At 67.2% G+C, this 24,275-nt stretch carries 23 protein-coding genes and 1 tRNA gene; 19 read left to right on the plus strand and 5 right to left on the minus strand.

Features of this window, described 5'->3' with window-relative positions; genetic code table 11:
- Nucleotides 1-501, plus strand: coding sequence for a Holliday junction resolvase RuvX (ruvX, locus tag G1C96_RS00950; protein WP_169274774.1), 501 nt, complete (start codon nt 1-3; stop codon nt 499-501).
- Nucleotides 494-1,693 carry an endolytic transglycosylase MltG gene (gene mltG / locus G1C96_RS00955; protein WP_169274775.1) on the plus strand — a complete coding sequence of 400 codons (1,200 nt, stop codon included), beginning with the start codon at nt 494-496 and terminating at the stop codon, nt 1,691-1,693. Before ruvX ends, mltG begins: the two co-directional genes overlap by 8 nt.
- A gap of 150 nt (nt 1,694-1,843) precedes the next feature.
- On the opposite strand, the gene G1C96_RS00960 is transcribed toward mltG, so the two are convergent.
- On the minus strand, nt 1,844-2,293 hold the full coding sequence (locus G1C96_RS00960; protein ID WP_169274776.1) for a peptidase A24: 450 nt from the start codon (nt 2,291-2,293) through the stop codon (nt 1,844-1,846).
- 48 nt (nt 2,294-2,341) lie between these two features.
- Between G1C96_RS00960 and aroC the strand changes: the two genes are divergently transcribed.
- From aroC to aroQ, 3 genes are read left to right on the plus strand one after another with little or no spacing between them, the layout of a single operon-like run.
- Complete coding sequence (gene aroC, locus G1C96_RS00965) at nt 2,342-3,529, plus strand: chorismate synthase (RefSeq protein WP_169274777.1); 1,188 nt, start codon at nt 2,342-2,344, stop codon at nt 3,527-3,529.
- A gap of 5 nt (nt 3,530-3,534) precedes the next feature.
- Nucleotides 3,535-5,190: a bifunctional shikimate kinase/3-dehydroquinate synthase gene (locus G1C96_RS00970; protein WP_169274778.1), complete on the plus strand. Its 1,656-nt coding sequence runs from the start codon at nt 3,535-3,537 to the stop codon at nt 5,188-5,190.
- Between the two features lie 57 nt (nt 5,191-5,247).
- Nucleotides 5,248-5,694: a type II 3-dehydroquinate dehydratase gene (aroQ, locus tag G1C96_RS00975; protein WP_169274779.1), complete on the plus strand. Its 447-nt coding sequence runs from the start codon at nt 5,248-5,250 to the stop codon at nt 5,692-5,694.
- A 181-nt stretch (nt 5,695-5,875) separates the two neighbouring features.
- On the opposite strand, the gene G1C96_RS00980 is transcribed toward aroQ, so the two are convergent.
- Nucleotides 5,876-6,880 (minus strand): hypothetical protein, encoded by a 1,005-nt coding sequence (locus G1C96_RS00980; RefSeq protein ID WP_169274780.1) that lies wholly within the window; start codon nt 6,878-6,880, stop codon nt 5,876-5,878.
- 164 nt (nt 6,881-7,044) lie between these two features.
- Here G1C96_RS00980 and G1C96_RS00985 point away from each other — a divergent pair, with 164 nt between their 5' ends.
- The 7 genes from G1C96_RS00985 to G1C96_RS01015 all read left to right on the plus strand — a co-directional run bounded on the left by G1C96_RS00985 (nt 7,045) and on the right by G1C96_RS01015 (nt 15,336).
- On the plus strand, nt 7,045-8,703 hold the full coding sequence (locus G1C96_RS00985) for a CTP synthase (protein ID WP_169274781.1): 1,659 nt from the start codon (nt 7,045-7,047) through the stop codon (nt 8,701-8,703).
- Between the two features lie 276 nt (nt 8,704-8,979).
- Complete coding sequence (sufB, locus tag G1C96_RS00990) at nt 8,980-10,434, plus strand: Fe-S cluster assembly protein SufB (protein WP_169275210.1); 1,455 nt, start codon at nt 8,980-8,982, stop codon at nt 10,432-10,434.
- A gap of 5 nt (nt 10,435-10,439) precedes the next feature.
- Nucleotides 10,440-11,663 carry a Fe-S cluster assembly protein SufD gene (gene sufD / locus G1C96_RS00995; protein WP_169274782.1) on the plus strand — a complete coding sequence of 408 codons (1,224 nt, stop codon included), beginning with the start codon at nt 10,440-10,442 and terminating at the stop codon, nt 11,661-11,663.
- A 27-nt stretch (nt 11,664-11,690) separates the two neighbouring features.
- The gene (sufC, locus tag G1C96_RS01000) at nt 11,691-12,470 is read left to right on the plus strand and encodes a Fe-S cluster assembly ATPase SufC (protein ID WP_169274783.1); all 780 of its coding nucleotides are present in this window, start codon (nt 11,691-11,693) and stop codon (nt 12,468-12,470) included.
- A 175-nt stretch (nt 12,471-12,645) separates the two neighbouring features.
- Nucleotides 12,646-13,917: a SufS family cysteine desulfurase gene (locus tag G1C96_RS01005; protein WP_169274784.1), complete on the plus strand. Its 1,272-nt coding sequence runs from the start codon at nt 12,646-12,648 to the stop codon at nt 13,915-13,917.
- 174 nt (nt 13,918-14,091) lie between these two features.
- Complete coding sequence (gene sufU / locus G1C96_RS01010; RefSeq protein WP_169274785.1) at nt 14,092-14,646, plus strand: Fe-S cluster assembly sulfur transfer protein SufU; 555 nt, start codon at nt 14,092-14,094, stop codon at nt 14,644-14,646.
- Between the two features lie 84 nt (nt 14,647-14,730).
- A complete protein-coding gene (locus G1C96_RS01015) occupies nt 14,731-15,336 on the plus strand; it encodes a metal-sulfur cluster assembly factor (RefSeq protein WP_169274786.1) in 606 nt (201 codons plus the stop codon).
- A gap of 137 nt (nt 15,337-15,473) precedes the next feature.
- On the opposite strand, the gene glgC is transcribed toward G1C96_RS01015, so the two are convergent.
- The 3 genes from glgC to G1C96_RS01030 form a co-directional block, all read right to left on the minus strand.
- Complete coding sequence (gene glgC / locus G1C96_RS01020) at nt 15,474-16,718, minus strand: glucose-1-phosphate adenylyltransferase (RefSeq protein WP_169274787.1); 1,245 nt, start codon at nt 16,716-16,718, stop codon at nt 15,474-15,476.
- A 213-nt stretch (nt 16,719-16,931) separates the two neighbouring features.
- Nucleotides 16,932-17,801 carry a TrmH family RNA methyltransferase gene (locus G1C96_RS01025; RefSeq protein ID WP_169274788.1) on the minus strand — a complete coding sequence of 290 codons (870 nt, stop codon included), beginning with the start codon at nt 17,799-17,801 and terminating at the stop codon, nt 16,932-16,934.
- Between the two features lie 101 nt (nt 17,802-17,902).
- A tRNA-Leu gene (locus G1C96_RS01030) sits at nt 17,903-17,990 on the minus strand.
- 113 nt (nt 17,991-18,103) lie between these two features.
- Between G1C96_RS01030 and G1C96_RS01035 the strand changes: the two genes are divergently transcribed.
- From G1C96_RS01035 to G1C96_RS01065, 7 genes are all read left to right on the plus strand, one after another.
- Complete coding sequence (locus G1C96_RS01035; protein WP_169274789.1) at nt 18,104-18,898, plus strand: 16S rRNA (uracil(1498)-N(3))-methyltransferase; 795 nt, start codon at nt 18,104-18,106, stop codon at nt 18,896-18,898.
- A 168-nt stretch (nt 18,899-19,066) separates the two neighbouring features.
- Nucleotides 19,067-19,414 (plus strand): histidine triad nucleotide-binding protein, encoded by a 348-nt coding sequence (locus G1C96_RS01040; RefSeq protein WP_169274790.1) that lies wholly within the window; start codon nt 19,067-19,069, stop codon nt 19,412-19,414.
- Between the two features lie 16 nt (nt 19,415-19,430).
- Nucleotides 19,431-20,639, plus strand: a complete 1,209-nt coding sequence (locus G1C96_RS01045; RefSeq protein ID WP_169274791.1) for a PhoH family protein — start codon at nt 19,431-19,433, stop codon at nt 20,637-20,639.
- Nucleotides 20,629-21,162 carry an rRNA maturation RNase YbeY gene (gene ybeY, locus G1C96_RS01050; RefSeq protein WP_169274792.1) on the plus strand — a complete coding sequence of 178 codons (534 nt, stop codon included), beginning with the start codon at nt 20,629-20,631 and terminating at the stop codon, nt 21,160-21,162. The genes G1C96_RS01045 and ybeY overlap by 11 nt, the downstream gene beginning before the upstream one ends.
- Nucleotides 21,163-21,218: 56 nt before the next feature.
- Complete coding sequence (locus G1C96_RS01055; protein ID WP_169274793.1) at nt 21,219-22,622, plus strand: hemolysin family protein; 1,404 nt, start codon at nt 21,219-21,221, stop codon at nt 22,620-22,622.
- The gene (gene era, locus G1C96_RS01060) at nt 22,612-23,601 is read left to right on the plus strand and encodes a GTPase Era (protein WP_417852155.1); all 990 of its coding nucleotides are present in this window, start codon (nt 22,612-22,614) and stop codon (nt 23,599-23,601) included. Before G1C96_RS01055 ends, era begins: the two co-directional genes overlap by 11 nt.
- A 274-nt stretch (nt 23,602-23,875) precedes the next feature.
- Entirely contained in the window at nt 23,876-24,238 is a 363-nt protein-coding gene (locus G1C96_RS01065) for an endonuclease domain-containing protein (protein ID WP_169274795.1), read from the plus strand.
- The last annotated feature ends 37 nt before the right edge of the window (nt 24,239-24,275 follow it).

Raw genomic sequence — 24,275 nt, forward strand, 5'->3', positions numbered from 1 at the left:
GTGGCGGCTGTATGGCTCGGCGTCGATCTCGGTGATGCCAGGGTCGGACTCGCGCTGTCCGACCCCGAGCTCACCTTCGCCCACCCCATCGGCAACGTGCAGGTATACGGCGACTCGTTCCATGCCCTCGACGACGTCATCGACGTCATCGAGGAGGAGCGGGTCGCCCGCGTGTTCGTGGGGCTTCCGCTGCTCATGGACGGGACCGAAGGCAAAAGCGCCAAGAAGGCCCGCCGCTGGGCGGCGAATCTCGTCAAACGTTTGCAATCGGACGACGCAGCGGCTAGATTCGTTGATACGTCGATCCCCGAAGTGTCGTTGATCGACGAACGTCTGACGACGGTCAGCGCGCATCGCCAGTTGTCCGATGCACGCATCTCCAGTCGGGGTCATCGTCCGAAGGTGGACCAGCAGTCCGCCGTCAACATCCTCCAGGCGGCACTGGATCGCCGTGCGGCGGACGCCCGATACGCATCGAACGAAGGAGCAGAGCTTGGCTGACGATCTTCAGGATTTCTTCGCCGAACACTCCCATTGGGAGGGACAGGGCGGGGAAACCCATGCGACCGCCATGCCTCCCGCGCCCCCGAAGTCGCGCAAGGAGATGCGCCGCCGCCGCACGATCGCCCGCCGTCGCGGCCTCGTCAGGCTCGTCGTCGTCCTCGTCGTCCTGGCCATGGCGGCGACGTGCGGATGGTTCGTCTACGACAAGGCGAAGGGACTCTCCGGCCTGTTCGGGCAGAACGGTTCGTCGGTGTCCTCGGACTACGCGGGCCCCGGCGAGGGCAGCGTCACGTTCACCGTCGAGGAGGGGCAGGGCAGCGCCAAGATCGCCCAGGGTCTGGCCGACGCCGGCATCGTCAAGACCGCCGGCGCGTTCACCCAGGCCGTGGCCAACGCCGGCAATCCGGTGCTGTACCCGGGCACCTTCGAGCTGCAGCTCAGGATGAAGGCGTCGGACGTGGTCACCGTGCTCTCGGACCCGTCCAAGGTGGGCGGATACCTCGAGGTGCGGTCCGGCGAACGCGTGTCCGAGGTCATCGCCAGCGCCGTGCAGCTCTCCGGACTCGCGCAGTCCGATTTCGACGCCGTCATCAATTCGGGAGGCGCGGGCATCCTTCCCGACGAGGCCGGCGGCCACTTCGAGGGCTGGTTCGAGCCCGGCCGCTACGCCGTCAGGAACAAGTCCGCGCAGGACATCGTCAAGGCGATGGTCGACAAGCGCATCGCCAAGCTCGACAGCCTCGGCGTGCCAGCCGGAGCCGACCGCCAGCGCACCGTGATCATCGCGTCGATCGCCGAGGCGGAGGTCAACAAGGCCGAGTACTACGGCAAGGTCTCCCGCGTCATCGAGAACCGTCTGGCGCAGAACATGCCGCTCGGCATGGACACCACGGTGGCGTACGGACTGGGCATCAAGGCCGACCAGCTCACCAACGCGCAGCTCTCCGACGCCTCCAACGCCTACAACACGCGCATCAACAGGGGCCTGCCGCCCACGCCCATCAGCAACCCCGGCGACAACGCCATCCAGGCCGCCATGAATCCGGAGGCGGGCGACTGGCTGTTCTTCGTGACCACGAACCTCTCCACCGGCGAGACCAAGTTCACCACGGGAACCCTCGCCGAGCAGACCGCGCAGTTCCAGCAGTACGTGCAGGAATACAAGACGTCGAACCCGTCCGCCAACTGACGGAGGCGGATCCGGCCGCCGTCAGTCGGACCCGCAGGGCCCGCGATCCTCGTGACCGCGGGCCCTGCCATATCCATATTCTCCGTCTGTGTCCTTGGCGTCTGCGGTGTCCGTCCCGGTCGTCCCGGTCGTCCCGGAGCGCGGCTTGTGTCACATCAGCGCGGCCAGCGCCACGCCCAGCACGCCCGCCGCGGTGATCACGGGGGCGAACGGCACGTCGTCGTGCCCCGTCCTTGCGCCGACGCCGATCGCCGCCAGCCCCAGCGCCCCCATCGCCAGCCACCAGTAGAGCACGGCGAACCATCCGGCCGCGCCTACGGCCAGCCCGACCACCAGCGTGATCGTCACGTCGCCGAACCCGAGCGAGCCAGGGCGGATCAGCCCCAGCAGCAGCTGCAGCACCGCGGCGCCCAGCGAGATCACCACGGCGGTCAGCGCCGTGAACAGCTGGTTCGCCGCCACGCACCAGACGAGGAGCGCGACGAGCTGGGCGACGTACCCGGCCGCGACCCATGCGCGCGGCACGCGGCGTTCGCGCACGTCGACGACCGAAACGGCCGCTCCACATAGCAGACCGGGCAGCAGCGCAACGTAGAACATGACGCTAGGATAGACCGAAGTTGTCCAGAAACGATGAGAGGAGTTCGGATGTTGCGCTGGCAGACCGCCGGGGAATCCCACGGAGAAGCGTTGGTGGCCATGATCGAGGGAGTGCCGGCCGGCCTGCACATCACCACGCAGGAGATCGTCGACGCGCTGGCCCGCCGCCGACTCGGATACGGCCGTGGCGCACGCATGAAGTTCGAGCAGGACAAGGTGCGCATGCTCACCGGCGTGCGCCACGGCGTGACGCTCGGCTCGCCGATCGCCATCGAGATCGCCAACACCGAATGGCCCAAGTGGACCGAGGTCATGAGCGCCGATCCGCTCGACCACGAGCTGCCCGCCGAAGGCCGCAACGCGCCGCTGAGCCGTCCGCGCCCGGGCCACGCCGACCTGACCGGCATGCGCAAGTACGGCTTCACCGACGCGCGCCCGATCCTCGAACGTTCGAGCGCGCGAGAGACCGCGTCGCGCGTGGCCCTCGGCGCCGTCGCCAAGAACTTCCTCGAGCAGACGCTCGGCGTGCGCACGGTCGCGCACGTCATCTCCATCGGCGGCGTGGGCGTGGACGAGGACGCGCCGCTGCCCACCCCGGACGATCTGGAGGCGCTGGACGCCTCTCCGGTGCGCACGCTGGACAAGACCGCGGAGGCGCGCATGATGGAGCGCATCGACGAGGCCAAGGCCGCGGGCGACACGCTCGGCGGCGTCATCGAGGTCATCGCATACGGCGTGCCGGCGGGCCTCGGCACCTACGTCGAGTCCGACCGTCGCCTCGACGCGGCGCTGGCCGCGGCGTTCATGAGCATCCAGGCCATCAAGGGCGTGGAGATCGGCGACGGCTTCCTGGAGGCCTCACGTCCCGGCTCCCAGGCCCACGACGAGATCGTGGTCAACGCCGACGGCCGCATCTCGCGCCTGTCGAACCGCGCGGGCGGCCTCGAAGGCTCCATGTCCAACGGCCAGCCGATCCGCGTGCGTGCCGCCATGAAGCCCATCTCCTCGCTGCCGCGCGCCCTGAGGACCGTCGACGTGCTCACCGGCGAGGCCTCCACGGCCATCAACCAGCGCTCCGACGCGACCGCCGTGCCCGCCGCCGCCGTGGTGGGCGAGGCGATGATGCGTCTGACGCTCGCGCAGTTCGCGCTGGAGAAGTTCGGCGGCGACTCCGTGACCGAGACGAAGCGCAACGCCGAGAGCTACGTCGCGTCGTGGCCCGAGCACCTGAGGTGAGCGCGATGGGAGACGTCCGCAACCTCGGCATCCGTCCGGTCGCCGTCATCATCGGCATGCCCGGCGCCGGCAAGACGCGCGTGGGCAAGGAGGCGGCCACGATGCTCGACCTGCCGTTCGCCGATTCCGACATCGAGATCGAGCATCAGGTCGGCATGCGCATCCCGCAGTACTTCGAGCAGCACGGCGAGGCCGCGTTCCGCGACGTCGAGCACCGCGTCATCGACGACCTGCTGGGCGCCTTCACCGGCGTGCTGGCGCTGGGTGGTGGAGCCCCCATGTTCGAGGCCACGCACGCCGCGCTCGAACGCTACATCGAACAGGGCGGCAAGGTCATCTACCTCGAGGCCGACCCGGACGAGGCCATGGAGCGCGCGCGCCGCGCCGGCGGACGTCCGATGCTCGCCGGGGACTCCGACGAGCGCTGGAGGTCCCTGTTCGTCAAGCGCGACCCGGTCTTCGCCGCGCTGGCCACCGACCGCGTCGCCACGCATGGCTTCACTCCTACGGGGGCCGCACGAAAGCTGGTGGATATGATCAACGAACACCGCGTCCACGTGGGCGGCGCCGACCCGTACGACGTCGTCATCGGCGAGGGCGCCATGAACCATCTCGGCGAGGTGCTGGGAAGCAAGCCGGTGCGCGTGGCGCTCATCCACACCACGACGGTGCAGCGCCACTCCGACCGCGCGCGCACGCTGCTGCGCCAGGCCGGGTACGCCGTGTCCGACATCGTCATCCCGGACGCCGAACGCGGCAAGACCATCGAGGTCGCCAACGGGATCTGGCAGCGGCTGGGCGACGAGGGGTTCACGCGCTCCGACGCCGTGGTCGGCCTGGGCGGGGGAGCGGCCACCGATCTCGCGGGATTCGTGGCGGCCACGTGGATGCGCGGCATCCGCTACGTCAACTGCCCCACCTCGCTGCTCGCCATGGTGGACGCCTCCACCGGCGGCAAGACCGGCATCAACACGCCGCAGGGCAAGAACCTCGTTGGTTCGTTCTACACGCCTGCGGGCGTGCTCGCCGACCTCAAGACCCTCGGCACGCTGCCCAACGACATCTTCGTCGAAGGGCTGGGCGAGGTGGCCAAGTCCGGCTTCATCAGGGACCAGGCCATCCTGAGCATCCTCGAGGCGCACGCCGCCGAGCTCAAGTCGTTCGACGGCGACTCCTTCGCCTCCGGGGACGGCGGGGATCTGGAGGACATCGTCGCGCAGCTCATCGAACGCACGGTGAGCGTCAAGGCGTACCACGTGTCCGCCGACCTCAAGGAGTCGGGCCTGCGGGAGTTCCTCAACTACGGACACACGCTCGGCCACGCGATCGAGAAGCTCGAGCACTTCCGCTGGCGGCACGGCAACGCGGTGGCGGTCGGCATGGTGTACGCCGCCGAGCTGGCGCAGCTGACGGGACACATCGACCGGGAACTGGTGGACTACCACCGTTCGCTGCTGTCGTCCCTCGGCCTGCCGATCTCGTGGAACGGCGGTTCGTTCGAGGACGTGCTCGCGCTCATGCACCGCGACAAGAAGGCGCGCGGCAACACGCTGCGCTTCGTCGTGCTCGACGGCATCGGGCACCCCGTCCATCTGGACGACCCGCCGGCGGATGCCGTCGAGGAGGCGTTCCGTCGCATTCAGCGTCCGGACGGCAAGTAGCAAGTAACAGGAGAACAGCCAAGCGCAGGGAGCGCAGGGAGCAAGGAGTTTTCGCATATGACCAAGGTCATCGTGGTCAACGGACCGAACCTGGGACGGCTCGGCGTGCGCCAGCCCGACGTCTACGGGCGTCAGGACCTGGAGACGCTGCGCACGCTGTGCGCCGAATGGGGCGCGGCGCTCGGTCTGGACGTCGAGGTGCGCCAGACCGACGACGAGGCCGAGATGGTGCGCTGGATGCACCGGGCCGCTGACGAGAAGACGCCGGTCGTCATGAACCCCGCCGCGTTCACCCACTATTCGTATGCGCTGGCCGACGCCGCGCACATGGTGGGAGACGCCGGGCTGCCGCTCATCGAGGTGCACATCTCCAATCCGTCCGCGCGCGACGAGTTCCGCAAGCGGTCGGTCATCAGCCCCGTCGCCACCGGTACCATCACGGGCATGGGCTTCTACGGCTACAAGCTCGCGTTGGAGGCCGTGGCGCACATCGTCGCCGAGTAGCCGCGCGGACGGTCAGGCCGCCCCGTCCTCGTACGATCTCACCGGCTTGGGCCTTCCCAGCCGGTGTTTTCGTACGTGCCCATACGGTTTCACCGCCGTGGCGCCGGTTGACCGGTGAAACCGTATGAGTTCATACGGTTTCACCGTCGAGACGTCTCTTGGCCGGTGAAACCGTACGCGCTCATCGGATCCTCGGTACCCCGGCATCCATGAGCTTGCGCACCAGCCTCTCCGGATACAGAATGTCCTCGAATTCCAGACGTACGATGACCGTCACGCCCTGTTCCCGCAGATGGTCCTCCCGACGCCGTTCCGCGAATACGGCGGCGCGTATGTTTCCCCGGGATCTTCCCTGAGGCGTCACGTATTTGTCCATGCCGTCGAATTCGGCCACGGCGATGGTGCCGTCCGTCCTCGTCCAGGCGAAGTCGACGCGATACGGACATTCCGGATTCAGCGGGTTGCCGAACCGGCGCTGCAATTGCGGCGTGACGAAGCCGTTCACGATCATCAGCGCGCGAACCGCCGATTCCCCGCCGTTCTCGGCGAGTCCATCGGCATGTGCGCATAGAGGGGCGACGTTGCCGGTGTCCATGCGCAGCTCCCGACACAACGGCAGTACGTCTCCAACGGGGATGCCGCGTCTCATCGCCGAATCGAACATCGCGAGGACGTCTCCGAACGGGTATGCGTTGGCGCAGTCGACGAGCGTGCGCAGGGGATCGGTGACGCGCACCCCCTCGACCGTCATCGGGGACACGCGCGACATGTAGATGCGCCGCAGACGTGCATGATCGCTCCGTTGGCCGCCGCGGGGACTTGCGATGCAGACGGTCCCGTCGTGCAGACGGAAGGAATGCTCGAAGCCATGAATCGCTGCCGCGGTTATGCCGGCGAACGTCCAATCGGGATGGACCAGGGACAGGGATCTCGCCATGTGCAGCGTTCTGTCGGCCGGCGTGAGCCCGCTCCAGTATTCTCTGCGGGAGTACAGGCCGCGGAACGGACGGATCAGCACATCCTTCGACACGCGCAGCGACAATGCGCTCTGATCCGCCGAAGACCGTGCGAACGCGCAGCGTCGCTCGCGCTGCGCGGCGTCCAGCAGTTCCTCGATGCGTCGATTCCGTCTCATGGCCGCACGATAGCCGTCGCGCCCCGCGAGCCGCCAGTCCGCGGCGGTCATGTGGTCGAATGTGGCCGCATGGAGCGGTCTTCGGGCGAGTCGCGCCGCGGAATGTGAATAACCCCGGCCGTCCCGGACGAACCCATGGCGCCCCCGTCCCCGCCGCGGAGGACGGCGCCCGGCGGAACACGCCACGTCATGCGCGGATGATAGGCTGAAGTTCCATGGCAAGACAACATGGCAATTCGCAAGAGCACGTCACCAAGCACATTTTCGTCACCGGCGGCGTCGTGTCCTCCCTGGGCAAGGGACTGACGGCCTCCTCTCTCGGACGCCTGCTGCGCAGCCGCGGCATCCACGTCCTCCAGCAGAAGCTGGATCCCTACATCAACGTCGACCCGGGCACCATGAACCCGTTCCAGCACGGCGAGGTCTACGTGACCGAGGACGGCGCCGAGACCGATCTGGACATCGGCCACTACGAGCGATTCCTCGACGTCTTCCTGTCCCAGAAGGCGAACGTCACCACCGGCCAGATCTACCAGTCCGTGCTGCGCAAGGAGCGCGCCGGCGAGTACCTCGGCCAGTGCGTGCAGGTCATCCCGCACATCACCAACGAGATCAAGTCCCGCATGCGCGCCCAGGCGTCCGACGACGTGGACGTGATCATCACCGAGATCGGCGGTACGGTGGGCGACATCGAATCCCAGCCGTTCCTGGAGGCCGCGCGCGAGGTGCGCCGCGACCTGGGCAGCGAGAACTGCATGTTCGTGCACGTCTCGCTGGTGCCGTACATCTCCGCCGCGCACGAGCTCAAGACCAAGCCCACCCAGCACTCCGTGATGATGCTGCGCCAGCTGGGCATCACGCCGGACGCGCTGGTGCTGCGCTCCGACCGTCCGCTCAACAAGGCCATCAAGGACAAGATCTCCCTGATGTGCGACGTGGACGAGGAAGGCGTGGTCAACTGCGTGGACGCCCCGAGCATCTACGACGTGCCGAAGATCCTGTTCAACGAGGGTCTCGACGCCTACGTGGTGCGCGAGCTGGGCCTGCCGTTCCACGACGTCGACTGGGACGAGTGGGCGGACCTGCTCGAGCGCGTCCACCACCCCAAGCATGAGGTCAACATCGCCATCGTCGGCAAGTACATCGACCTGCCGGACGCGTACCTGTCCGTCACCGAGGCCATCAAGGCCGGCGGCTTCGCCAACTGGGCGAAGGTCAACGTCAAGTGGGTCGCGGCCGACAAGTGCGAGACCACCGAAGGCGCGGCCGCGGCGCTCGACAACGTCGACGGCATCGTGATCCCCGGCGGCTTCGGCATCCGCGGCATCGACGGCAAGATCGGCGCGCTCAAGTTCGCCCGCGAGAACAAGCTGCCGGCGCTGGGTCTGTGCCTGGGCCTGCAGTCCATGGTCATCGAGTACTCGCGCCACGTGCTGGGCCTCGAGGACGCGAACTCCTCCGAGTTCGAACCGGACTGCGCCAACCCGGTCATCGCCACCATGGAGGAGCAGAAGGACATCGTCGCCGGCAAGGGCGACATGGGCCACACCATGCGCCTCGGCTCCTACCCGGCCGAGCTGGAGGAGGGCTCGCTGGTCGCCGAGCTGTACGGCACCACGCACGTCACCGAGCGCCACCGCCACCGCTACGAGGTCAACGTGGCCTACAAGGACCGTCTGCGCGAGGCCGGACTGCGCATCTCCGGCCAGAGCCCGGACGGCGAGCTCACCGAGTTCGTCGAGCTGCCGCAGGACGTGCACCCGTTCTACGTGGGCACGCAGGCGCACCCGGAGTTCAAGTCCCGCCCGACCAAGCCGCATCCGCTGTTCGCCGGACTGGTCAAGGCCGCGCTGGACCATCAGGCCGCCCGCTGAGGCCGTCCGGTCGGTCGGCAGCGTGAGACCCGCGGCATGACCGCGGTGTGAACGCAGCGTGAACGCAGCGAAGCCCCTTCCGCCGCCCCCACCGGCGCGGAGGGGGCTTTTGTAATCTTTCCCACACCCGGCGCTACGCCCCCGGCGATTCGTGGTATGACGGCTGGAGTCGGGCCGTGGGTTCTGTTAGGTTTGCGTAGGACTTCCCCAAGAGGATTTAGGAGGCAAGCGTAGGTGAGTGACGAAACGAACGCCGTCGCCGCGTCCGACGTGGAGATGAGTCAGTATGTGGCTGACCGTTCCCGCGTCAACGAGGACAAGATCAAGAAGGATGACGAGATCATCCAGCAGTTCGGCGACTACAACTACGGCTGGCATGATTCCGACGCCGCCGGCGAGGCCGCGAAGAAGGGCATCGACGAGAACGTCGTGCGTGCCATCAGCGCCGACAAGGGCGAGCCGCAGTGGATGCTCGACATGCGTCTGCGCGGCTACAGGGCCTTCCTGGACAAGCCGATGCCGGAGTGGGGCGTGGACCTCACCGGATTCAACGCCGACGACTTCAAGTACTACGTCAAGCCGGTGGACAAGCAGGCCAAGAGCTGGGACGAGCTGCCCGACGACATCCGCAAGACGTACGACAAGCTGGGCATCCCCGAAGCGGAGAAGAAGCGCCTCGTCTCCGGCGTCGCCGCGCAGTACGAGTCCGAGGTCATCTACAACTCCATCCAGGAGGACCTCGCCAAGCAGGGCGTGATCTTCGTGGACACCGACACCGCGGTGCGCGAATACCCCGATCTGGTGCGCAAGTACTTCGGCACCGTGGTGAGCCCCGAGGACAACAAGTTCGGCGCGCTCAACACCGCCGCATGGTCCGGCGGCTCGTTCGTCTACGTGCCGAAGGGTGTGCACGTGGACATCCCGCTGCAGGCCTACTTCCGCATCAACACGCCGAACATGGGCCAGTTCGAGCGCACGCTCATCATCGCCGACGAAGGCTCCTACGTGCACTACGTGGAGGGCTGCACCGCCCCGATCTACTCGACCGACTCGCTGCACGCGGCCATCGTCGAGATCATCGTCGAGAAGCACGCCCGCGTGCGCTACACGACCGTGCAGAACTGGTCGAACAACGTGTACAACCTCGTCACCCAGCGCGCCTACGTGCGCGAGGGCGGCACGATGGAATGGGTCGACGGCAACATCGGCTCCAAGGCCACGATGAAGTACCCGGCCTGCATCCTCGCCGAGCCGTACGCGAAGGCCAGCACCATGTCGCTCGGCTTCGCCGGCAAGGGCCAGTACCAGGACACCGGCGCCAAGATGATCCATCTCGCCCCGCACACCAGCTCCACGATCGTCGCCAAGTCGATCTCCCGCGGCGGCGGCCGCTCCGCCTACCGCGGACTGGTCAAGATCGTCAAGGGCGCCTACGGCTCGTCCAACTCCACGGTGTGCGACGCGCTGCTCGTGGACGACTACTCCCGTTCCGACACGTACCCCCATGTGGACGTGCGCGAGGACGACGTCTCGATGGCGCACGAGGCCACGGTGTCGAAGGTGAGCGAGGACCAGCTGTTCTACCTCATGAGCCGAGGGCTGACCGAGGAGGAGGCCATGGGCATGATCGTGCGCGGCTTCGTGGAGCCGATTTCGCGCGAGCTACCGATGGAATACGCGCTCGAGCTGAACCGTTTGGTCGAACTGCAGATGGAAGGATCGGTGGGCTGATTCCCATGGTGCAAGCAGCAGAACTCAACATTCCCGTCGCGGATCCGAACGACCCGTACGCCGTCCCGGCGGCCATGCCGTCGTCGGCCGACCGCGCGCCGCGCTCGTTCGACGTGGACGCGTTCCCGCAGCCGACGCGCCGGCAGGACGACTGGCGCTACACGCCGCTGGAGCGCATCGAGGAATTCCTCGAGCCGTTCGCGCCGAGCGGCGAGACGCAGGTGAGCGTCACCATGATCGACGGCTCCGCGCCCGCGGAAGGCGTCACGGTCAGGCGCGTGCGCAAGGGCGAGGCGCCGTCCGGCACCGTCTCCAAGCCCAGCGACCGCATCTCCGCCGTCGAATGGAACTCCGGCGACGAGGCGACCGTCATCGAACTGGACGGCGAGATCGCCCAGCCGGTGCTCGTCAGGGTGCATGGCAACGGGCTCGACCTCGACTCGCTGCATCTGGTCATCGCCGCCGCCGACAAGACGCACGCCGACGTGGTCGTGGAGCATGACGGCTCCGCGCGCCTCGCCGAAGGCGTCGAGATCACGACCGGCAGGGACGCGCACCTGTCCGCCACGTTCATCCAGGAATGGAACAAGGACGCCAAGCATGTGGGCGGCCAGCGCATCCACGTGGGAGAGGGCGCGTCCCTGCGCCACTCCGTGGTGACGCTCGGCGGCGACGTCGTGCGCCTGCGCATGGATCAGGACTTCGGCGGCGAGCAGGGCGACCTCAACATGCTCGGCATCTACTTCGTCGATCCCGGCGAGCACATCGAGCATCGTACGATGGTGGTGCACAACCACCCCGACTGCAAGTCCCGCGTCGTCTACAAGGGCGCGCTCGACGGCAAGGGCGCGCACTCCACGTGGGTGGGCAACGCGCTCATCGAGCCGACGGCCCCCGGTACCGATTCCTACGAGCTCAACCGCAATCTGGTGCTCACGCCCGGTGCGATCGCCGACTCCGAGCCGAACCTCGAGATCGAGAACGGCAACATCATCGGCGCCGGCCACGCGTCGTCGGTCGGCCGCTTCGACGACGAGGAGCTGTTCTACCTCGAATCGCGCGGCATCCCCGAAACCGAGGCCCGCAAGCTCGTGGTGCGCGGATTCTTCGGCGAGCTCGTCGAGGAGATCGGCATCCCGGCCATCTCGGAGCACCTCATGACCGTCATCGACCGTCGTCTGGCCCGCGGAGAAAGCGACGCCATGGCACAGGTCCTCGAAGACAAGTAAACGGAAAAGCGGTAGGAGCAAACAACAATGGCAACTCTCGAAATCAAGGATCTGCGCGCCCACGTCGAAACGAAGGACGGCATCAAGGAGATCCTCAAGGGCGTGAACCTCACGGTCCACTCCGGCGAAACCCACGCGATCATGGGGCCCAACGGCTCCGGCAAGTCCACGCTGGCCTACACGCTGGCCGGACACCCCAAATACGTGGTCGACGGCGGCGAAGTGCTGCTCGACGGCGTGAACATCCTCAACCAGACGCCCGACGAGCGCGCCAAGGAAGGCCTGTTCCTCGCCATGCAGTACCCGGTGGAAGTGCCCGGCGTGTCCATGACGAACTTCCTCAGGACCGCCAAGACCGAGGTCGACGGCAAGGCGCCGTCCATCCGCACCTGGACCAAGGAGCTCACCGAGGCGATGAAGCGCCTCAAGATGGACCCGAAGTTCGCCACCCGTTCCGTCAACGAAGGCTTCTCCGGCGGCGAGAAGAAGCGCGCCGAAGTGCTCCAGCTGGAGCTGCTCAAGCCCAAGTTCGCGATCCTCGACGAAACCGACTCCGGCCTTGACGTCGACGCGCTGCGCATCGTGTCCGAAGGCGTCAACCGCGCCAAGGAAGCCAACGACTTCGGCATCCTCATGGTCACGCACTACACGCGCATCCTCAAGTACATCAAGCCCGACATCGTGCACGTGTTCGCCGACGGCCACTTCGTCAAGACCGGCGGCCCGGAGCTGGCGGACGAGCTGGAGGAGAACGGGTACGACCAGTACCTGCCGGAAGGGTCCGACTCGGAGTCTGCGCTGGCATGATGTGATTTCCGCCGTGGATCGGCGCATTCGATGCGCGACACGCTCAAGGCCGCTCGGCCAAGCCTACGGTCGCGCATCGAATGCGCCGATCCACGGCTCCATGACATGTCGATGGCGCGCTCCGAGGGTCGGGTGAAGCGCCAAATGGAGGGCCACACTAGGTAAGGGGATAGCAATGGTGGATTTTGATGCGATTCGGGCGCAGTTCCCGATTCTGGACCAGCAGGTGCACGGGCATCCGCTGGTGTACCTCGACTCCGCGGCCACGTCGCAGAAGCCGCAGTGCGTGATCGATGCGGAATCCGAGTACTACCGCACCATCAACGCCGGCGTGCACCGCGGCGCGCACGAGCTCGCCGCGCGCGCCACGGAGGCGTTCGAGCAGGCGCGCGCCAAGGTCGCCAGGCTCGTGGGCGCCGACTGGCAGGAAGGCCAGGAGGAGATTGTCGTCACCGGCGGCGCCACCGCAGGCCTCAACCTCCTCGCCACCGCGTTCGGCAACGCGTCGCTCGGACGCGGGGGAGCGGCGGCGCAGCGCTTCGCGCTCAAGCCGGGCGACGAGATCGTCGTGTCCAAGGCCGAGCACCATTCCGTGCTGCTGCCGTTCCAGGAGCTTGCCGCCCGCACGGGCGCCACGCTCAAGTGGTTCGACCTGACGCCCGACGGCCGCGTGCGCGCCGAGGACGCCGGCGAGGTCATCACCGAGCGCACCAAGGTCGTGGCCGTGTGCCACGTGGCGAACGTCACCGGCGCCATCACCGACATCGCGCCCATCATCCGCCGCACCCACGAGGTCGGCGCCGTGTTCGTGCTCGACGCCTGCCAGTCCGTGCCGCACCTCAAGATCGACTTCCACGCGCTCGACGTGGACTTCGCCGCATGGAGCGCGCACAAGATGTACGGCCCCACCGGCGTGGGCTTCCTGTACGGCAGGCGCGAGCTGCTGGAGGCGCTGCCTCCGGCAAGCTTCGGCGGCTCCATGGTGGAGCTGGCGTGGATGGACCAGCCCGCCCAGTACATGGCTCCGCCCGAGCGCTTCGAAGCGGGCACGCAGCCGGTCGCGCAGGTCGTGGCCGCCGGCGTCGCCGCGGACTGGCTGCGCGGCATCGGCATGGAGAACGTCGAAGCGCATGAGCGCACCATCGCCGCCGAACTGCTCAAGCTCGGCGACATCGACGGATTCCGCATTCTGGGCCCCCGCGAGAACGTGGACCGCATCGGCACCGTCGCGTTCGACGTCGACGGCGTGCACCCGCACGACGTGGGCCAGTACATCGACGCGCAGGGCATCGCCATCCGCGTCGGACACCACTGCGCGCAGCCGGTGCACCGCCACTTCGGCCTGTACGCGTCCAACCGCGCCTCCACCGGCGTGTATAACACCGTCGAGGACGCGCAGGCGCTGCTTGAGGCGGCCAGAGGCGTGCGTCCGTTCTTCGGGCTGTAGACGCTCGGCACACGCAGCACAGCGCATGAATAGCGCGCACATCCGCGCATCGCATCCCCGTGACACGAGGGCGTTCGTCCCCGCGTCACGGGGATGCGGCATGATGGTTGCGCACACGCGCCGGTCTGCACCGGCATTCGCATAGGCGGCATTCGCACAGCATTGAGGAGAACGATGAGCGATTTCGGCATGAGCGGCGACGACCTCGAGCAGATGTACCAGGAGGTCATCCTGGAGGCCGCCCGCGACCCACACGGCAGGGAGCATTTCGCGCCCGACGCCGCCGTGGAGGGATCCGCGGCGGGGGAGACGGCGGTCCGCGCCACGCATGAGTACTGCACTCCCGGCGAATCGCACCAGTTCAACCCCACGTGCGGCGACGAGGCGACCGTGCACGTGGAGGTCTCCGACGACGAGCCGCACGTCATCAGGCGTCTCGTGTGGGACGGCCACGGCTGCTCCATCTCGCAGGCCAGCCTGTCCGTGATGGTGGACCTGGTGGACGGTCGGACCGTGGACGAGGCCATGGAGCTGTTCCGCGACTTCCACGAGCTCATGGAGTCCCGCGGCAACGGACTGGGCGACGAGGCCAAGGAGGAACGTCTCGGCGACGCCGTGGTGTTCCAGGGCGTCTCCAAGTACCCGATGCGCATCAAGTGCGCGCTGCTCGGCTGGGAGGGCATGCGCGACTCCGTGGCCAAGGCGCTGGCCGCCAAGCAGGGAGCGTGACGCCCGCGGCGAAGCACGCGTGGCGAGACGCCCCGCCCGTTGTATCCTCGAACCAAGCGCAATCGCAAGCAAGTGGAGCTGACCATGAATGACAATCTCGTACCAGAGCCGACGCCGTCCGTGTTCGACGCCGTCAACGGCGTACTCAAGGATGAGGAGGCCTCGCGCCGCGTGATGGCCAACCCGGCCCTCGCGGCAGGATTCCCCGGAGGACGTCCCGCCCCCGAGACCGAGCACAAGAACGAATCCGGGCACGGCGCCGACGACTGCGGCTGCGGCGGACACGGGGCCGGCGCCTGCGGCTGCCAGGGCGAGGAATCGGATCCCGACATCCCGCTCAAGGCCGTCGATGACATCGGCCGCGCCACCGCGCAGGACGTCAAGGAGGCGCTGCATCAGGTCATCGACCCGGAGCTCGGCATCGACGTCATCGATCTGGGTCTGGTGTACGGCATCGAGATCGACGATCTGGGCCGCGCCATCATCACGATGACGCTCACCACGCCCGCCTGCCCGCTCACCGACCTCATCGAGGACGAGTGCGCCAGCGTGCTGGCCGGTCTGGTGGAGGAGTTCCGCATCGACTGGACGTGGACGCCGCGCTGGACCATGGCGAAGATCACGCCCGAAGGCCGCGAGCAGCTCGCCGCGCTCGGCTTCAACTTCGACGCGATGCCCTACCAGCAGTGAGCCGACGGGCGAGCTAGTCCGGCGGACGTGTGCCGCCGGCACCCGTCCGGACGGCGCATGATGATGCCGACGATATCCAGGGCATGAAGAAAGCCGCTCCTCCGAATGGGGAGCGGCTTTCTTCATGCCCTCGGACGTCAGTCGTCGACGATCGTGCCCTTCGGCACCACGGTGATGCCGTCAGGCGTGACCGTGAAGCCGCGCTCGATGTCGTGCTCGGTGTCGATGCCGACCGTCGAATTCTCAGTCAGCACGACGTTCTTGTCCAGAATCGCCTTGTAGACGCGGGCGCGACGGTTGATCGTCACGTTATCGAACAGGATCGAGTCGACGATCTGCGACCACGAGTGGATGCGCACGTTCGGGGAGAGCACCGAATGGTGCACCTCGCCGCCGGACACGATGACGCCGGGGGAGACGATCGAATCGGTGGCGTGGCCCAGACGGTCGCGGCCGGCGTGCACGAACTTGGCGGGCGGCAGGTTGCCGGACATCGTGTAGATGGGCCAGTCGGAGTTGTACAGGTTGAACTCGGGCACGTAGGCGATGAGGTCCATGTGCGCGTCGTAGAACTGCTTGATCGTACCGACGTCGCGCCAGTAGGCGTGGTCCTTGTCGGTGGCGCCCGGGATCTCGTTCGTGGTGAAGTCGTAGACGCCGGCGGCGTTGCGGGCCGCGAAGTACGGGGCGATGTCGCCGCCCATGTCGTGCTTCGTGTCCTGCGCCTTCTCGTCCTTGGCGAGCGCGTCGAACAGCGCGTCCGTGTTGGCCACGTAGTTGCCCATCGAGGCGAGGATCGAGTTCGGATCGTCCGGCAGACCGGTGGTGTGCTCGGGCTTCTCGTGGAAGTCCTTGATCATGTTCGGATGCTGCGGATCCACCTCGATCACGCCGAACGACTTGGAGGCGGCGATCGGCTGGCGGATGCCCGCCACGGTGAACTCGGCGCCGGAGTCGATGTGCGCCTGCACCATCTGCTGGAAGTCCATGCGGTAGACGTGGTCGGCGCCGACGATGACCACGATGTCCGGCTGCACGTCCTCGATGATGTTGATGGTCTGGTAGATGGCGTCGGCCGAACCGAGGTACCAGTGCTTGCCCAGACGCTGCTGCGCCGGCACAGGCGACACGTAGTTGCCCAGCAGCGGCGAGAAGCGCCACACCTGCGAGATGTGACGGTCGAGGGAATGGGACTTGTACTGGGTGAGCACGATGATGTGCTGGTACCCGGAGTTCACGAGATTGCTCAGCGGAAAATCGACCAGACGGAACACGCCGCCGAACGGCACCGCCGGCTTGGCGCGGTCGCGCGTCAGCGGCATCAGGCGAGTGCCTTCTCCACCTGCCAGAACGATGGACAGAATTTTCGGATTCTTCGCCATCAGTTACCTTCCTTCACTTCAGTTGTGCATCGCGTGTGCGACGTATGGTCACGATCATCATCTCCGCGCGTCCTTGCACCTCGATGCTGACGGTTCCCATCATTGCATGGATTGCTGACCGAATGAAGCATTGTGTGTCGTACCGGTTCGACGTGTCGCGGCGTCGGCGTGTCGCGATCCCGCGCCCGGGGGAGGGCGTCCCGTCGGCGAACGTCAGGAGACGCGGCGCGTGGCCCAGAAGGCGACCGCGCTGGAGGCGGCGACGTTGAGGCTGTCGACGTCGTGGCTCATGGGGATCTTGACCGTTAGGTCCGCGTCCGCGATGGTCCGTCGCGTCAGGCCGTCGCCCTCGGTGCCGAAGATCAGCGCGAGCCGTTCGATGTGGTCCGGATCCGCCGCGTCCGAACGCAGTCGCCGCGTCAGCTCGTCCATGGAGATCGAGTCGTCGGTGAGCGCCATGGCCACGGTCGTGAAGCCGAGCGACTTCAGTTCGGCCAATCCGCCGGCCGGCCAGTAGTGCGGGTCGTCGCCGCCGATGCGGGTCCACGGCACCTGGAACACCGTTCCCATGGACACGCGCGCCGCGCGGCGGTACAGCGGGTCGCCGCACGAGGGCGTGACCAGCACCGCGTCCACGTCCAGCGCGGCGGCGGAACGCATGAGCGCGCCCACGTTGGTGTGGTCCACGATGTTCTCCATGACGGCCACGCGGCTTGCGCCCCGGCACACCTCCTCCACGCTCGGCAGCGGCCAGCGGCGCATCGCGCTCAGCGCGCCGCGGTGCAGCCGGTAGCCGGTGATCGACCTGAGCAGCTCGGGGCTCGCCACGTACACCGGCACGTCGTGACCCCAGTGCGCGTCGATGAACGCGAACTCGTCGGCCATGCCCTCGATCCACGGCTCCTCCACGAGCAGGGACAGCGGTTCGCGGCCGGCGGCCAGCGCGCGGTCGATGACCTTGGGGGACTCGGCGATGAACAGCCCCTTGCTGGGCTCCAGACGGTTGCGCAGCTGGATCTCGGTGAGGTTGACGTAGGCGCCGACGCGCGGATCGTCGAGGGAATCGATGGTGATGAACTGCATGGCCGGCCTTTCGCAGGGACGTTTCGCCGGCGTGTCGCGGCCGTGCCGCCGCGTGCAGACGAACATACAAAAAGACCCTTGGTTTCCCAAGGGTCTCGCTGTGCCCGAGACGGGACTTGAACCCGTACGGTCGTATAAAATAACCACTAGCACCTCAAGCTAGCGCGTCTACCATTCCGCCACCCGGGCAGGTGTCGTGTGGACAACGAGATGTAACTATAGCAACAAACCACAGGCGTGCAATTTTCGGCGTGTCGCTGGGGAATCCCGCGGAATTCCGCCCTTCCATTAGAGTGTCCGGTATGACTGATGCCCTGTTTCTCTTCGATCCCGAGGCCGACGGCGTGCCGGTGAGCGCTGACGAGCTCAACACCGGCTGGACGCTCACCCTCCCCGCGGCGGTGCGACGCCACGCGCTGCAGTCCATGCGCATCGGCGTGGGGGAGACGCTGCAGCTGTCCGACGGCAGGGGGCTGCGCATCCGCGCCGTGGTGGACGACGCCGACGCCGGCGTGGTGCACGTGCAGGCCGTGGGGCGCGAACCCGAACCCGTGATCCGCCTCGCCCTCGTCCAGGCGCTCGCCAAGCAGGGGCGCGACGAGGAGGCCGTGGACGCGGCCACGCAGATCGGCGTGGACGAGGTGATCCCCTGGCAGGCGGACCGCTCCATCGTCAAATGGAAGGATGGCAAGACCGACCGCAAGTGGGGCGCGGTGCTGGACGCCGCCACCGAGCAGTCCCGGCGCAGCTGGCGGCCCGCGCTGTCGGAGCACGTGTCCAGCAAGGGCGTCGTGGCGATCTGCCGGCGCGCCTGCGTGCACGGAGACATGGTCGTCGTGCTGCATCAGGACGCCAACGACACCTGGGACGGCGTGGAGCGCGCGGTGGCGGAGCTCGCCGACCGGTGCCTGCAGGACGGACGCGCACGCACCATCCACGTGGTCGTCGGCCCCGAGGGCGGCATCGCCGAGAGCGAGGTGCAGGCGTTCAAGGACGCCGGCGCGCACGTGTGCGTGCTGGGACGCAACATCCTGCGCGCGGCCACCGCGGGGCCGGTGGCCCTCACGCTGCTCTCCCGCGCGATCGGACGGTGGTGAGCGCGGCCCCGCACGGAGGAGGGACGGGAGCCCGACACCGGAAATTCGCCTGAACGTAACCCGACGCGGAGCGGACGATGCCGCGCAACCGCGGCGGAACGCAATAGCATAGAGCCATAGCAACTGATGCTTCGGTCTCCCGGCCGGAGCGCAACGGTAAGGAGCGCCATGAGCGAAGCCAACGAAGCCAACGACTGCCTGTTCTGCAAGATCATCGCCGGTGAGATCCCGAGCGCCAAGGTGTACGAGGACGAGACCACCTACGCGTTCAAGGACATCAACCCCAAGGCCAAGGTGCACGTGCTCGTGGTGCCCAAGCGCCACTACGCCAACGTGGCCGAACTCGCCGAGAAGGATCCCGCCGAGCTGGCCCACATCGCCGAGGTGGCCGCGTCCATCGCCCGGGACGCCTACAACGGCTCGTTCCGTCTGGTGTTCAACACCGGGCTCGACGCCGGACAGACGGTCTTCCACGTGCATGCGCACGTGCTGACCGGCGAGACGCTCGACGAGTAGGAGGCGGCTGGACTCCGTGGCCACGACTACACGCACCATCACGCTTCCCCCGGAGCTCGATCCGGTCGCGGTGCTCGGCCCCGTCGACCAGGTCATCCGGGAGGTCGAACGGGCCTTCCCCGAACTGACGATCATCGTGCGCGGCAACCGCGTGGCGATCCTGAGCCGGTCCAGGGCCGCCGAGGCGCAGGCCGCGCAGGCCGAGGACGTGGTGAACACCATCATCCAGGCGGCATACACCGCCCCGATGGACGCCGACACCGTGCGGCGCATGCTCGACCGTCGCGTCCTGCCCAACAGCCAGCACCACGCCGTCCCGCCCACGGCGCCGGCCGAATCCCGCGTCGCCCGCCGCGAGGCGACCGCGGATGCCCGACTGGCGTCGCCCATCGCGCCCGCGATGCGCGACGCGCGGGGCCCCGTCTCCGCCCGCCGCGACAGGCCGCGCGTGCCCGGCGTGATCACATACGCGCTGGGCGTGCCGGTCCGGGCCAAGACGCCCGGCCAGATCGCCTACGTCAACGCGATCGAGACCCACACCATCACCTTCGGCGTGGGCCCCGCGGGCACCGGCAAGACGTATCTGGCGGTGGCCAAGGCCGTGCGCGCGTTCCAGGACCGGAAGATCCGCCGCATCATCCTCACACGTCCCGCGGTGGAGGCTGGGGAGAACCTCGGCTTCCTGCCCGGCAGCCTCACCGAGAAGGTCGACCCGTACCTGCGGCCGCTGTACGACGCGCTGTCGGACATGCTCGGCTCGGACCAGATGCGCCGGTATCTGGACGACGGCACCATCGAGGTGGCTCCGCTCGCCTACATGCGCGGCCGCACGCTCAACGACGCGTACGTGATCCTCGACGAGGCGCAGAACACCACCGAGCAGCAGATGAAGATGTTCCTCACGCGCCTCGGCTTCAACACGACGATGGTCATCACCGGCGACGTCTCGCAGGTGGATCTGACCGTGCCGAGGTCCGGTCTGGCGACGATCGAGGGCATCCTGGGAGGCATCGACGACATCGCGTTCGTGCATCTGGACGCCGGCGACGTGGTGCGCCACCGGCTCGTCGGCCAGATCGTGGAGGCGTACGATAGGCATGCGGCGATCGCCGGCGACCACAGCCGGATGCGCCGCGCCGGCCGCGGTTCGGACGGCCGCGCCGCCGACGGCACCGGCACCGCAGACAGCACAGCGAGCACAGACAAGGATTCGGATGAGCGTTGACGTGACCAATGAGACCTCGTGGCAGATCGATCCCAAGATCTTCTCGGATCTCGGCGTGTGGGTGATGGACCAGATGCGCGTGAGCACCCAGTCCGACCTGACGATCATCTTCTCCGATCCGGAGCCGATCGCCGAGCTGCACATGCGCTGGATGAGCCTCGAAGGCCCCACGGACGTGATGAGCTTCCCGATGGACGAGCTGCGTCCCGGCGACGGCCGCACGACGGTCGAGGGCATGCTGGGCGACATCGTCATCTGCCCCTACGTGGCGGCACAGCAGGCCTCGGCGGCGGGACACTCCACGATGGAGGAGATGCTCCTGCTCACCATCCACGGCATGCTGCACCTGCTGGGATACGACCACGTCACCGCCGACCAGGAGCGCCAGATGTTCGGCCTGCAGCGCCAGCTCCTGCTCACCTTCCTCGCGCTGCGTCCCGGGGCGCTGCCCGCGGCCACGCTGCCGCAGGACGCCCCCGACCTGCTCGCGCAGTACGACGAGGACGCCACGCGCGCCAAATGACGCACCGACCGTAACGAACCACCAGAATCCAAGAAACCGGAGTTGACGAACACTCGATGTTAGACCCTTCCATATTGGCCCTGACCGCATCGCTGATCATCGTCGCCGCACTGCTGGTGTGGCTGTCGCTGTCCATGGCCTCGGCGGAGGGCGCCGTGGCCCGCGTCACGCGCGCCAGCCTCAACAACCTCGCGCTCGAGGTGCAGACCGACGCCGAGCTGTCGCAGTTCCTGCGCATGAAGAAGCTCGACGCCATCCACAAGGTGCAGCGCTACATCGTCGACCGCTCCGCCACCTCCGGCTCGTGCGCGTTCTTCCGCATCGTGTGCAACGTCATGGACGGCGTGCTCGTCGCGGTCATCGCGGCGCTGTTCGACGCGCCGATCTGGGCGGAGGTGCTCGCCGGATTCGTCTTCGCGCTGGTCGTGGGCGTGCTGTCGGTGCTGCTGCGTCCGCGCGTTACCGGATCGTTCAAGCCGCTGGACGCCATGCTGCGCCACCACCGCATCATCGGCATCGCCGTGGCGCTCACGCCGTTCGCGCGCATCGGCACGAACAACGTCAGCCGCCGCATGGCCAAGGAGGCGGAGCTCTCGGACGAGGAGGAGCTGGAGAAGATGCAGCTCGAGCAGGGGCGGGCGATGATCGACCGCCTCGCCGAATCGAGCGACATCGATCCCGAGGTCTCCGAGATGCTGCGCAACGTGCTGTCCCTGTCCGAGACGCTCACGCGCGAGATCATGGTGCCGCGCACCGACATGATCTGCATCGAGCGCGACCAGACGCTGTCCGCCATGCTCAAGCTGTGCTCGCGCTCCGGCTTCTCTCGCGTGCCGGTCATCGGCGACGACGTGGACGACCTCATCGGCATCGCCTATCTCAAGGACGCGGTGCGCGCCACGGCGTTCAACCCGTCCGCGATGAGCCGCACCGTGGACACCATCGCGCGCGACCCCCTGCTCGTGCCCGAGTCGAAGCCCGTGGACGACCTGTTCCACCAGATGCAGAAGCAGCGCCAGCACGTCGCCGTCGTGGTGGACGAGTACGGCGGCATCGCCGGCCTCGTGACCATCGAGGACACGCTCGAGCAGATCGTGGGCGAGCTCGAGGACGAGCACGACCGCACCCAGCACGCCGAACCCGAACAGGTGGGCGAGCGCAAGTGGAAGCTGCCCGCGCGCACGCCCATCGCCGATCTCGAGGAGCTCTTCGAGATCGACATGGACGAGGACGACGTGGACACCGTGTACGGCCTGCTCACCAAGGCGCTCGGCCGCGTGCCGATCGTCGGCGCGTCCGCGGTGACGCGCGGCCTGCGGCTCACCGCCGTGGATTCGGCCGGACGCCGCAAGAAGGTGTCCACGATCCTCGTCGAGCCCGCAGGATTGAATGATGATTCCGAGGATTCCGCCGCACAGAACGGCGACGGCCATGACGACAAGGAGCATGATGAGCGATAGCGCAACCGAGACCGGCACCCAGACCGCGGGCGGGGAGACGCCCTATCGCTCCGGGTTCGTGGCCGTGGTGGGCCGCCCGAACGTAGGCAAGTCCACCCTCATCAACGCGCTCATCGGCTCGCAGATCGCCATCGCCTCGTCCCGCCCGGAGACCACGCGCAAGGCCATCCGAGGCATTCTCACCACCGACCACGCGCAGCTCGTGCTCGTGGACACGCCCGGCATCCACCGCCCGCGCACGCTGCTCGGCCAGCGTCTCAACGACGTCGTGGACGAATCCCTGGCGGACGTGGACGTGGTGGCGTTCCTGCTGCCCGCCGACCAGAAGATCGGCCCCGGCGACAAGCGCATCCTGTCCCGTCTGCGCTCCGACTTCGCCGTCAAGCGCGACGACGGCACATGGCAGTGGAAGGTGCCCGTCGTCGCCATCCTCACCAAGATCGACACCCTCGGCCGCGACGAGCTCGTCGCCAAGCTCATCGAGCTCAACGAATTCGCCGACTTCGCGGACATCGTGCCCGTGAGCGCGCTCGGCGCCGACAACGTCGACGAAGTCAAGAAGGTGCTCGTCGAGCACACGCCCGAAGGCCCGCAGATGTACCCGGACGACCAGATCAGCGAGGAGCGTCCCGAGGACACCATCGCCGAACTCATCCGCGGCGCGTTCCTGGAGCGTCTGGACGACGAGCTGCCGCATTCGCTGGCCGTCGTCGTCGATTCCATCGACTATCCGTCCGACAACGAGACCGGCGAGGCCTACGACGGCAAGGCGCAGGTCAACGTGTCCATCTACGTGGAGCGCGACTCGCAGAAGCCCATCATCATCGGCAGGGGAGCGGAGAACCTCACGTACGTGAAGAAGAAGCTGCGTACGCCCGTCAACCGCATCGTCGGGCGGAAGGCGCGCCTCGACCTGCACGTCAAGGTCGCCAAGGGCTGGCAGTCCGACCCCAAGCAGCTCGAAAGGCTCGGCTTCTAGCTGATTCATGCGGCCTGTCGACGGCTCCTCGGATGGAGTCTTCGGCGCGGTTTTTCTAGGCTCCCCTCAGTCCGCGTTCGCGGACAGCTCCCCTCAAAGAGGGGAGCCATCGATACAATGCATACTTTTCCTGGCTCCCCTCTCCGAGGGGAGCTGTCGGCGAATGCCGACTGAGGGGAGCATCGAGCCAGAACCGCACGCAAGCACCCAAATCACATCCGTGTCATGCCACGCCGCCAAACGCCGTCGCGTGTTCGACGTATAGGCTTGCCGTATGTCACCTGCATACGATCAGCGCAACATCAAGCCCGCCAGACGTCTGCGCGCCAATATGACGCCATGGGAGCGCAAACTGTGGTACGGCCATTTGCGCGGTCGCCCCGAGCATTTTCGACGGCAGAAGCCCATCGGCGGATACATCGTCGATTTCAGCTGCGAACAGGCCAAGCTGGTCATCGAACTCGACGGCGGCGGCCATTATCATGCGGATCAGCATGAGCGGGATGTTGCGCGCGACGCTGATCTTACGGCATTGGGGATGCTGGTGCTGCGGTTTTCCAACCGCGATGTCGATCGCAATTTCGAGGGCGTGTGCGCTGTTATTGATGCCGCAGTGGAGCAGCGGATGCGGCAGTGAGATGGGTGCTCCCCTCAGTCCGCGTTCGCGGACAGCT

The organism is Bifidobacterium moraviense, from assembly GCF_012932365.1.
In the GTDB taxonomy this organism is placed as follows: domain Bacteria; phylum Actinomycetota; class Actinomycetes; order Actinomycetales; family Bifidobacteriaceae; genus Bifidobacterium; species Bifidobacterium moraviense.

Coding starts and splice junctions, on each gene's coding strand:
- G1C96_RS00960 (WP_169274776.1), bottom strand. CDS start 2,293: ATGTTCTACGTTGCGCTGCTGCCCGGTCTGCTATGTGGAGCGGCCGTT.
- aroC (WP_169274777.1), top strand. CDS start 2,342: ATGTTGCGCTGGCAGACCGCCGGGGAATCCCACGGAGAAGCGTTGGTG.
- G1C96_RS00970 (WP_169274778.1), top strand. CDS start 3,535: ATGGGAGACGTCCGCAACCTCGGCATCCGTCCGGTCGCCGTCATCATC.
- aroQ (WP_169274779.1), top strand. CDS start 5,248: ATGACCAAGGTCATCGTGGTCAACGGACCGAACCTGGGACGGCTCGGC.
- G1C96_RS00980 (WP_169274780.1), bottom strand. CDS start 6,880: ATGACCGCCGCGGACTGGCGGCTCGCGGGGCGCGACGGCTATCGTGCG.
- G1C96_RS00985 (WP_169274781.1), top strand. CDS start 7,045: ATGGCAAGACAACATGGCAATTCGCAAGAGCACGTCACCAAGCACATT.
- sufB (WP_169275210.1), top strand. CDS start 8,980: ATGAGTCAGTATGTGGCTGACCGTTCCCGCGTCAACGAGGACAAGATC.
- sufD (WP_169274782.1), top strand. CDS start 10,440: ATGGTGCAAGCAGCAGAACTCAACATTCCCGTCGCGGATCCGAACGAC.
- sufC (WP_169274783.1), top strand. CDS start 11,691: ATGGCAACTCTCGAAATCAAGGATCTGCGCGCCCACGTCGAAACGAAG.
- G1C96_RS01005 (WP_169274784.1), top strand. CDS start 12,646: ATGGTGGATTTTGATGCGATTCGGGCGCAGTTCCCGATTCTGGACCAG.
- sufU (WP_169274785.1), top strand. CDS start 14,092: ATGAGCGATTTCGGCATGAGCGGCGACGACCTCGAGCAGATGTACCAG.
- G1C96_RS01015 (WP_169274786.1), top strand. CDS start 14,731: ATGAATGACAATCTCGTACCAGAGCCGACGCCGTCCGTGTTCGACGCC.
- glgC (WP_169274787.1), bottom strand. CDS start 16,718: ATGGCGAAGAATCCGAAAATTCTGTCCATCGTTCTGGCAGGTGGAGAA.
- G1C96_RS01025 (WP_169274788.1), bottom strand. CDS start 17,801: ATGCAGTTCATCACCATCGATTCCCTCGACGATCCGCGCGTCGGCGCC.
- G1C96_RS01035 (WP_169274789.1), top strand. CDS start 18,104: ATGACTGATGCCCTGTTTCTCTTCGATCCCGAGGCCGACGGCGTGCCG.
- G1C96_RS01040 (WP_169274790.1), top strand. CDS start 19,067: ATGAGCGAAGCCAACGAAGCCAACGACTGCCTGTTCTGCAAGATCATC.
- ybeY (WP_169274792.1), top strand. CDS start 20,629: ATGAGCGTTGACGTGACCAATGAGACCTCGTGGCAGATCGATCCCAAG.
- G1C96_RS01055 (WP_169274793.1), top strand. CDS start 21,219: ATGTTAGACCCTTCCATATTGGCCCTGACCGCATCGCTGATCATCGTC.
- era (WP_417852155.1), top strand. CDS start 22,612: ATGAGCGATAGCGCAACCGAGACCGGCACCCAGACCGCGGGCGGGGAG.
- G1C96_RS01065 (WP_169274795.1), top strand. CDS start 23,876: ATGTCACCTGCATACGATCAGCGCAACATCAAGCCCGCCAGACGTCTG.